This window comes from Azospirillum formosense, assembly GCF_013340925.1.
Classification (GTDB): Bacteria; Pseudomonadota; Alphaproteobacteria; order Azospirillales; family Azospirillaceae; genus Azospirillum; species Azospirillum formosense.
Map to the genome: position 1 here is coordinate 1 of NZ_WHOR01000262.1, position 8,189 is coordinate 8,189.

At 71.3% G+C, this 8,189-nt stretch carries 7 protein-coding genes and 1 pseudogene; 3 read left to right on the plus strand and 5 right to left on the minus strand.

What is annotated here, in order from left to right; all coding sequences use genetic code 11:
- Positions 1 to 203, minus strand: a pseudogene (locus tag GBZ26_RS24080) (hypothetical protein); the annotation flags it as partial.
- 65 nt (positions 204 to 268) lie between these two features.
- Here GBZ26_RS24080 and GBZ26_RS24085 point away from each other — a divergent pair.
- A complete protein-coding gene (locus tag GBZ26_RS24085; RefSeq protein ID WP_174441022.1) occupies positions 269 to 1,381 on the plus strand; it encodes an ABC transporter ATP-binding protein in 1,113 nt (370 codons plus the stop codon).
- On the opposite strand, the gene GBZ26_RS24090 is transcribed toward GBZ26_RS24085, so the two are convergent.
- The 3 genes from GBZ26_RS24090 to GBZ26_RS24100 all read right to left on the minus strand — a co-directional run bounded on the left by GBZ26_RS24090 (position 1,362) and on the right by GBZ26_RS24100 (position 4,716).
- Entirely contained in the window at positions 1,362 to 3,089 is a 1,728-nt protein-coding gene (locus tag GBZ26_RS24090; RefSeq protein WP_174441023.1) for an ABC transporter permease, read from the minus strand. The two genes, GBZ26_RS24085 and GBZ26_RS24090, sit on opposite strands and share 20 nt — an antisense overlap.
- Before the next feature lie 2 nt (positions 3,090 to 3,091).
- Positions 3,092 to 4,132, minus strand: a complete 1,041-nt coding sequence (locus GBZ26_RS24095; RefSeq protein WP_174441024.1) for an ABC transporter substrate-binding protein — start codon at positions 4,130 to 4,132, stop codon at positions 3,092 to 3,094.
- A gap of 137 nt (positions 4,133 to 4,269) precedes the next feature.
- On the minus strand, positions 4,270 to 4,716 hold the full coding sequence (locus GBZ26_RS24100) for a hypothetical protein (RefSeq protein ID WP_174441025.1): 447 nt from the start codon (positions 4,714 to 4,716) through the stop codon (positions 4,270 to 4,272).
- A gap of 189 nt (positions 4,717 to 4,905) precedes the next feature.
- On the opposite strand from GBZ26_RS24100, the gene GBZ26_RS24105 reads away from it, so the two are divergent.
- The gene (locus GBZ26_RS24105) at positions 4,906 to 5,214 is read left to right on the plus strand and encodes a SelT/SelW/SelH family protein (protein WP_174441026.1); all 309 of its coding nucleotides are present in this window, start codon (positions 4,906 to 4,908) and stop codon (positions 5,212 to 5,214) included.
- 10 nt (positions 5,215 to 5,224) lie between these two features.
- On the opposite strand, the gene GBZ26_RS24110 is transcribed toward GBZ26_RS24105, so the two are convergent.
- Entirely contained in the window at positions 5,225 to 6,358 is a 1,134-nt protein-coding gene (locus GBZ26_RS24110; RefSeq protein WP_174441027.1) for a D-alanyl-D-alanine carboxypeptidase family protein, read from the minus strand.
- 365 nt (positions 6,359 to 6,723) lie between these two features.
- Between GBZ26_RS24110 and GBZ26_RS24115 the strand changes: the two genes are divergently transcribed.
- Positions 6,724 to 8,189: L,D-transpeptidase family protein (locus GBZ26_RS24115; RefSeq protein ID WP_174441028.1), on the plus strand; the 1,466-nt coding region annotated here is incomplete at its 3' end.

Here is an 8,189-nt window from a genome sequence, read left to right on the forward strand (position 1 = left end):
CCGCCCGCCCCGCTCAGCGGCGGCCGGCGCCCGGCGTCCAGCCCCTCGCCGAGGTCGAGAAGCAGCCGGGCGCACCCGATCATCGCCAGGAAGCAGGCCGGCCCCTTGTTCCCCAGACCCGACAGGGCGCGCAGCCGAACCTTCCGTCCACCCCCCGTCATGGCCTCCGTCATGGCCCCCGTCATCGCAGCGTCACTTGACATCACGCCCCCGTTCCGCACTGTGCCTATCCCTCGCCGCCTTCCTGAATAGCGCGACTTCCGGTGCCATGACCACTCAGACGCCTGCTCTCCTGATCGACGATGCTTCCCGCCACTATGCCGGGACACCCGCCCCCGCGGTGGACGGCGTGACCATCGACGTGGCGGCGGGGGAGTTCCTCGCCCTGCTCGGCCCGTCGGGCTGCGGGAAAAGCACGCTGCTGCGCATGGTCGCCGGGTTTGAGCGATTGGACGGCGGGCGCATCACGGTCGGCGGCCGCACCCTGTCCGGCCCCGGCACCCACGTCCCGCCGGAGGAGCGGCGGATCGGCCTCGTCTTCCAGTCCTACGCGCTGTGGCCGCACATGACGGTGGCCGGCAACGTCGCCTACCCGCTGGAGACCGCCCGCGTTCCCCGCGCGGAGCGGGACCAGCGGGTGCGCGCCGCGCTCGACACGGTCGGGCTGTCGGGCTTCGACGCGCGCCACCCCGCCGAGCTGTCGGGCGGCCAGCGGCAGCGCGTGGCCCTGGCCCGCTGCCTCGTGATGAGCCCGGAGTTGGTGCTGCTGGACGAGCCGCTCGCCAACCTCGACGTGCATCTGCGCGCGGCGATGGAGGAGGAGTTCGCCGACTTCCACGCCAAGACCGGCGCCACCATGGTCTATGTCACACACGATCAGGCGGAGGCGATGGCGCTGGCGACGCGCATCGCCGTGCTCGACCACGGGCGGCTGGCCCAGGTGGCGGCACCGCGCACGCTCTACCGGGAACCGGCGACGCGCATGGTCGCCGGCTTCGTCGGCCAGGGCGCGGTGGTGAACGGTGTGGTGACGGGTCCGGTCGCCGACGGCCGCGCGCGGGTGCGGCTGTTCGGGGCGGAGGCGCTGGTCCGCTGCCGCCCCGAACAGCCGGAGGGGCCGGCGCTGGCCTGCCTGCGGCCCGAGGACCTGGAACCGGCCACGGACGGCCCCATCGCCGCGACCGTGGTGCGCGCCGCCTACAAAGGCGGCTTCGTCCTGGTCGAGGCCGAACCGCAGGCCGCCCCGGGCGTGCGCCTGCTGCTGCGGGTGTCCGGCGACGCCCAGGTCGCTCCGGGCGAGGCCCTGCGCCTCGCCGTGCGCGACGGGTGGGTGGTGCCGGAGGGCCCGTCTCAGGAACGCCTCACCCCCGCCAGGGAATGATCCCCGCCGGCAGCCGCCGCCCCAGCCAGCCGACCGCCAGCAGCACCGCCACGACCACCGCGATGGTCACCACGCTGAGCGCGGCGGCGAGCGTCGGGCTGCCGCCCTCCTCCAGCGCATAGACGACGACGCCCAGCGTCTCCCGCCCCTGCGACCACAGCAGGATCGACACGGTCAGCTCGTTGAAGGCCGTCAGGAACACCAGAACCCCGCCCGCCGCCGCCGCGGGCGCCACCAGCGGCGCCACGATGGTGCGCAGGCGGCGCAGCGGGCCGGCGCCGCAGGCGCGCGCCGCCTCCTCCATCGCCGGGTCCAGAGCGGCGCAGGCGGCCTGGGCCGGGCGCAGGGCCAGCGACAGGAAGCGCGCCAGATAGGCCGCCAGGATGATCCCCAGCGTGCCGTAGAGGCTGACGCCCAGCAGCGGCAGCGGCTTCAGGAAGACCAGGATGCAGCCGATGGCCAGCACCACGCCGGGCACCGCGTGCGGCAGTTCGATCAGCACGCCGACGGCGCGGACCAGCCGCCCGCCCTTTCCCGGCCCGGCCATCGCATGGGCCAGCGGGATCGCCAGCAGAACCAGCAGCAGCGCCGCCGCCCCCGACAGGACGAAGGAGTTGGTGAAGGCCCGCCCCACCTGGTCGAGCCCCAGCACCGTCGCGTAATGCGCCAGCGTCGCCGTCTCCGGCCCCAGCGGCAGGCCGTAGACGCGGATCAGGCTGGTCGAGGCCAGAGCCGCCAGCGGCGCCGCCAGGATCAGCGCCACCACGGTCCAGCAGAGGATTTCCAGGGGGCGCCGCGCCCGGCCCAGCCGCAGCACCGCCGCGGGCGCCGAGCCACCGATCACCCGCGCATCCACCCGCGCCTGGAGCGCCATCTGCGCGGCGATGCCGACGCAGGCGATCGCGCCGATCAGCACGGCCAGCACCGCGACCTCCGGCAGGACGGACGGGCCGAACCCGGCCAGCCGCCGGTAGATCAGCGTCGGCAGCACCGGAATTCCCGCCGGAATGCCGAGCAGCGCCGGTACCCCGAAATTGCCCAGCGCCGCGACGAAGGACAGGGCCAGCCCGGCGGCCAGCCCCGGCAGGCTGAGCGGCAGGACGATGGTGCGCAGCACCCGCCCGCGGCGGGCGCCCGCGGCCTGCGCCGCCTCCACCAGATCGCGCGGCACGGCGCGCAGGGCGGCGCGCAGCGCCAGGAAGACCAGCGGCGCGTGCTCGATCCCCATCACCAGGATCATCCCGGCGGAGGAATAGACCGGGTTCGGCGTGCCCGGCGCCGGGGCGAGGCCCAGCGGCTTCAGCAGCGGGCTGCCCGACCCGGCGAGGTGAATCCACGACAAGGCCACGATCTGCGCCGGAATCATCAGCGGCAGGATCAGGCAGAAGGCCAGCGCCGTCTTGCCACGCAGGTCGGTCAGGCCGCAGAGCAGCGCGAAGGGCACGCCGAGCGCCGCCGCCACGACCGTGGCACCCGCCGCGATGGCGACGCTGTTCCCGGTGGCGCGCCACGTCATCTTGGACGTCAGCACGCGGCTCAGCGCCGTCAGGTCTCCCGCCGCCATCGGCCCGGCGACCTCCCACACCAGCCGCAGGATCGGCAGCAGGACGATCAGCCCGGCCAGAGCGAACAGCAGCGGCGCCCCGGAAACGGAAAAACGACCGGCGGCGTGGAAAGGCCGCCGGTCGTTGAGCGTTGCAAGACTCATCCTTAGCCGCCGAACAGGTCGGCGAAGTCCTTCTTGTTGGCCTCGTCGTCCTTCAGCGCCTTGGCCGGGTCATAGGGCATCAGCGAAATGAAGGAGGTGTCCGGGAAACCGGCCGGCGGCGCCACCCCCGGCAGCGCCGGCAGGAAGCCTTGGCGGGAGGCCAGCTCCTGGCCCTCCTTGCTCAGCAGGAAGGCGATGAAGGCCTTGGCGGCCTCGGGATTCTTGCTGGTGTTCAGGATGGCGACCGGCTCGGTCACCGCGCTGACGCCCTCCTTGGGGAAGACGAAGGCGACGGGCGCGCCCTTGGCCTGCTCGCGGATCGGCAGGTAGTCGACGATGACGCCGTACAGCTTCTCGCCGCTGGCCACCGACTTCAGGATGCCGCCGTTGCCCTTGGCCGCGGTGGTCCCGTTGGCCTGGAGCTTCTCGTAGAAGGCCATGCCGAGATCCGGCTGTTCCTTCACGGCGGCCATGTGGATGGCGGCGGCGCCGGAATAGAGGGGGCTGGGCATCACGGTGGTGCCCTTGGCCTCCGGCTTCAGCAGGTCGAGCCAGGAGGAGGGCTTCATCGGCGCCGCCGTGTTGTAGGCGATGCCGGTGGTGATCAGCTTGGTGGCGAACCACGTGCCGTCCGGATCGTGGGTGCCGGGGCGGTAGCCCTGGACCGGCGCGTCCTTGTAGGCCAGCAGGCGCTTCTCCGCCTTCAGCGACTCCATGGTCACGGCGTCGGCGATCAGCAGCAGGTCGGCCTGGGGGCTGCCCGCGGCGATCTCGGCGCGCAGCTTGTTCATCAGCTCGGTCGTGCCGCTGCGGACCCATTCGACCTCGACACCGGGGTTCTTCGCCTTGAAGGCGTCCACCGTCTGCTTGGCGTCGGCTTCGAGCTGCGAGGTGTAGAGCACCAGTTTGCCGGCCGGCTTGTCCGTGACGGCCTGGGCGGCGGCCTGGGCGGGCAAAGCCAGCAGAAGCGCGCTCGCCGCGGCGGCGATGGTCGTTCCGATGGCGGCGAACGCCGCGGCGAGGTGTGTGCGCTTGGCCTTCATGTCTCCCGTTTCCCTCTCTGGTCGTCTCCGCCGGTCCGGATCCTCATTGAAGTGCCCCGGTATGCGGACGAAGGCCTTTGTTTACGCCAGAACCATGACAGCCGCGTGACGGTGGCCGTTCCAGACGCTCTTCAGCGTCATACCCGATTGGGGCGGCACAGGGAAAGGGGACGGCCCGCGGAAGGGGGATCGGCGGGCACGGGTTCCTCCTTGCAGAGGCTCAGCGCCTTGCGGGTGGCCTCCAGTCGATCGGCCGAGCGCGCCACGGCGTTGGCGCTCTTGCGCAGGCGGTACAGGCTGCGCACCATGCTGTCCACCGCCGCACCGCGAAGCTGGGCGGCGCGGGCCGCGGGCATGTTCTCTTCGCCCGGCACGGCGTACAGGGGCGCCGGCTTCGTCACCAGCAGGGTGGAAACCTCAAGCCGCATGGCGTTGTCGCGGACCGCGTGCACGCGGTGGACGAGATCGGCCAGCGAGATGTCGCGGCACAGGCCACGGCACCACAGGGAACCGGTTTCCGACCGCATGCAGAATCCGCAGCCCGCCTCCTGGCGCCACAAGCGCTTCGCGGTGTGTACCGGCATGCTCCACCTCGTTGCTCCGGCTCCAGAAAAGCGCTGGAAGGGGCCGTGAGGCAAAACGTCTTTGGCAATACCGCTCTGTGGGGAGGCCGCAGCGCCCCTTCTTCGAACGGAGTCGCGCAAAGGGCTTGGAGGACGGGCCATTCGGCAGCACCCTTACGAACGACAGCCCAAGCGACAGGAGCGCGGACCGTGACCAGCGAAGCCCCCGACCGGCCCATCCTTCAAATCGAGTATTGCCGCCAGTGCCGCTGGATGCTGCGCGCCGCCTGGATGGCGCAGGAGCTTCTGACCACTTTCGAGGAGGAGTTGGGCGGCGTCACCCTGATGCCCGGCACCGGAGGCATCTTCGAGGTGCGGCACGGCGCGGCGGTGGTCTGGTCGCGCAAGCAGGAGGGCCGCTTCCCCGAGATCACCGAACTGAAACAGCGGGTGCGCGACCACATCGCCCCGGACAAGCCCCTCGGCCACGCCGACCGCAAGCGGCCGACGGAGCCATGAGGGCAAACGTTTAGCGGACGGCCTTCACGTCGGTGACGGCCACCGTCTGCTTGGGCGGCGCGGCGCCGAAGCCCTGCTCCAGCAGTTCGGCGACCTCGCGGTCGCGGGAGGCGGCGGTGGTGCCGCCCAGGACGACGGCGACCAGACGCTGGCCGTTGCGGCTGGCACTGCCGGCGAGGTTGAAGCCGCTGAGGTTGATGAAGCCCGTCTTGATGCCGTCGTAGCCTTCGACCCGGCCGAGCAGCCGGTTGTGGCCGGGCACCACCGCGCCGTTCCAGTCGAAGCGCGTGCGCGAGAAATAGGCGTACTCCCGCGCCGGGCGGGACACGATGGCGCGGGACAGGCGGGCCATGTCGCGGGCGGTGGTGCGCTGCTCCTTGTGCGGCAGGCCGGAAGCGTTGCGGAAGGTGGTGCTGGTCATGCCCAGCGCCTGCGCCTTCGCGGTCATCATCTCGGCGAACTGCTCCTCGCTGCCGCCCAGCGCTTCGGCGAGCACGACGGCGACGTCGTTGGCCGATTTCACCGTAAGGGCGAGGATCGCGTCCTCCACCCGGATGGTCGAGCCGACGGCAAGGTTCAGGCGCGACGGCTTCTGGTTGGTGGCGTGGCGCGACACCGGCAGTTCCTGGTCCAGCCGCAGCGTGCCCCGCTCCAGCGCCTCGAAGGTCAGGAGCAGGGTCATCATCTTGGTCAGCGACGCCGGGTAGGTCAGCGTGTCCGCGTTCTCCGAATCGAGGACCCGGCCCGACTGCGCGTCCATCAGCACATAGGCGTGCACCGGACGGAAGACGGCGGCGCCCGCCACGGTGCCGGCGGCGGCCCCGGCGGCGACGCGTCCCGCGCGGCGCGCCTTGCCCGTGTGGTGGACGGCGGCCTTGCGGACGGCGGCCTTGCGGGTGGCCGATTTGTGGACGGCGGCCTTGTGCACGGTCCGGACGGCGGCGGGCTTCGCCGCGGTCTTGGACGCTGCGGCCTTCTGGGGCGCAGCCTTGGCGGCCGTCTTGGCGGTGGGCTTGGGCGCCTGCTTGTGCACCGTCTCCTGGGCCGCCTTGGCGAGGGCGTCCGCAGGGTTGAAGGCGACGGGCGTGGCAACGGCCAGGGAAAGAAGCAGCGGCAGGACGAAACCGTACGGCGAACGCGGCATGATGGCGACCGGATGGAGAGATGGTCGCCTCCTGTACCCTGAAAGCGGTTAACAAAAAATGTGTCGAATCTCTGGAGCCTTGTGTGATTTTGCGGTTCCTGCGGGAGCGGCGCCGTTTACCAATCAGCTGGTACCATTCGATCACGCACGGCTCGCCCGTTGCCTGTGTCTCAGCGGCAACTCTGCTGTGCACATTGTGGCACAGAAGCATCATCCGGCGCGATGTCACTTGTGCCGCGCCGCCGCGGGCGTCAGATGTCTTATGCCGAAAGGGCGCTGGTTCCAGCGTGTCGTCCATGCGACCTCACGTCTGGACAGAGCCTTTCGTTAGCCGTCTGTTCATCGCCGCGTGGGATGCTTCGATTATGCTGACGACCATTCGCACCTGCGCCCGGCCCGCCCTCGGAGCGAGGGTCGCCGCGTGCCTCCTCGCCGGGCTGCTCGCCCTGCCCGCGCAGGCCGCGCCGTCCACCGCTTCGGGCACCTCTTCCACGGGCCGGGATGTCGTGGGAACCTGGATCGCGCGGATCGACCAGCGCGCCGCCGAACTGGAAGCCATGCCCCGCGTGCAGCAAACGCGCGTGGGCTATGGTTCCGTCCTGAAGAAGGGCGACGGGGGCATGGTCGATGTGGTGGCACCCGGCCCCGTGCGCCCGTCCGACGTGCCGGAGGGCACCGCCCCCGCCGCCGGAACGGCGCCGACGGTCGTCGTGACTCCGCCCGCCGAACCGATCCCGCAGGCCGATCCGTCGGCGACGCCCGGCAACGCGCTCAGCGGAACGGCGACGCCCGGCACGGTGGTGGAGGTGCTGCCCCCGCCCCCGGCCCTGACCATCCAGGTGCGGGCGCGCACCGCCGACCGCGTCGGCCGCCTGTCCACCCGGCTGATCGAGCTGGGCTTCCTGAACCAGGAGCAGTGGACCGAGACCTTCGACGACACGCTCGAAGTGGCGGTCCGCGCCTTCCAGCTTTCCGAAGGGCTGATGCAGGACGGCAAGGTCGGCGAGGTCACGCGCCAGGCGCTCGACCGCACGCCCAGGGAGGCCGCCAAGCTGATGCGCGGCGCCACCGCGTCGATGCGCGCCTTCCAGGCGTCGGTTCCGGACACGGTGATCCTGGTCAACCTGCCCAGCCAGACCGTGACCTACATCGAACGCGGCAAGCTGAACTTCACCATGCGCGCCGTGGTCGGCCGCCCGTCGCGCCAGACCCCGCTGCTCCAGGACCGCGTCACCAGCGTGACGATCAACCCGACCTGGACCGTGCCGCCGACCGTTCTGGTCGAGGACAAGCTGCCGGTGCTGCGCAAGAAGGGCAACACCGGCATCAAGGACGCCGTCGTCTATCTGGACGGGGTCGAGGTCGTGCCGGAAAGCATCAACTGGTGGCAGGTGACGCCGGAGCGCATCCGCATCGTCCAGAAGCCCGGCGACGACAACGCCCTCGGCCGCTTCCGCTTCAACCTGACCAACGGCGACGGCATCTTCCTGCACGGCACCAACGACCCGCGGCTGTTCGAGCGCGATCTGCGCGCCGCCAGCTCCGGCTGCGTGCGGCTGGCCGACGCGCGGATGGTCGCGGAAACCCTGCTGCGCCCCGCCAAGCTCGATTCCGCGGCGATCGAGCGGCAGCTCGACAGCGGCAAGACCAAGACGGTGTCCCTGCCCAACGCCGTCCCGGTCCGCTTCGTCTACTGGACCTCCACGGTGGAGACGGACGGCACCGTGCGGGTGCATCCGGGCATCTACGACGACGTGCCGACCAGCTCGTCCGCTCCGTCGGCCAGCCAGGCTCCCGCCGCCGCGGGAACCGTCTCGGCCCCGCGCCGGGT

What these genes read in the sequence shown, in the direction of transcription:
- GBZ26_RS24085 (WP_174441022.1), top strand. Translation starts at nt 269, where the DNA reads ATGACCACTCAGACGCCTGCTCTCCTGATCGACGATGCTTCCCGCCAC.
- GBZ26_RS24090 (WP_174441023.1), bottom strand. Translation starts at nt 3,089, where the DNA reads ATGAGTCTTGCAACGCTCAACGACCGGCGGCCTTTCCACGCCGCCGGT.
- GBZ26_RS24095 (WP_174441024.1), bottom strand. Translation starts at nt 4,132, where the DNA reads ATGAAGGCCAAGCGCACACACCTCGCCGCGGCGTTCGCCGCCATCGGA.
- GBZ26_RS24100 (WP_174441025.1), bottom strand. Translation starts at nt 4,716, where the DNA reads ATGCCGGTACACACCGCGAAGCGCTTGTGGCGCCAGGAGGCGGGCTGC.
- GBZ26_RS24110 (WP_174441027.1), bottom strand. Translation starts at nt 6,358, where the DNA reads ATGCCGCGTTCGCCGTACGGTTTCGTCCTGCCGCTGCTTCTTTCCCTG.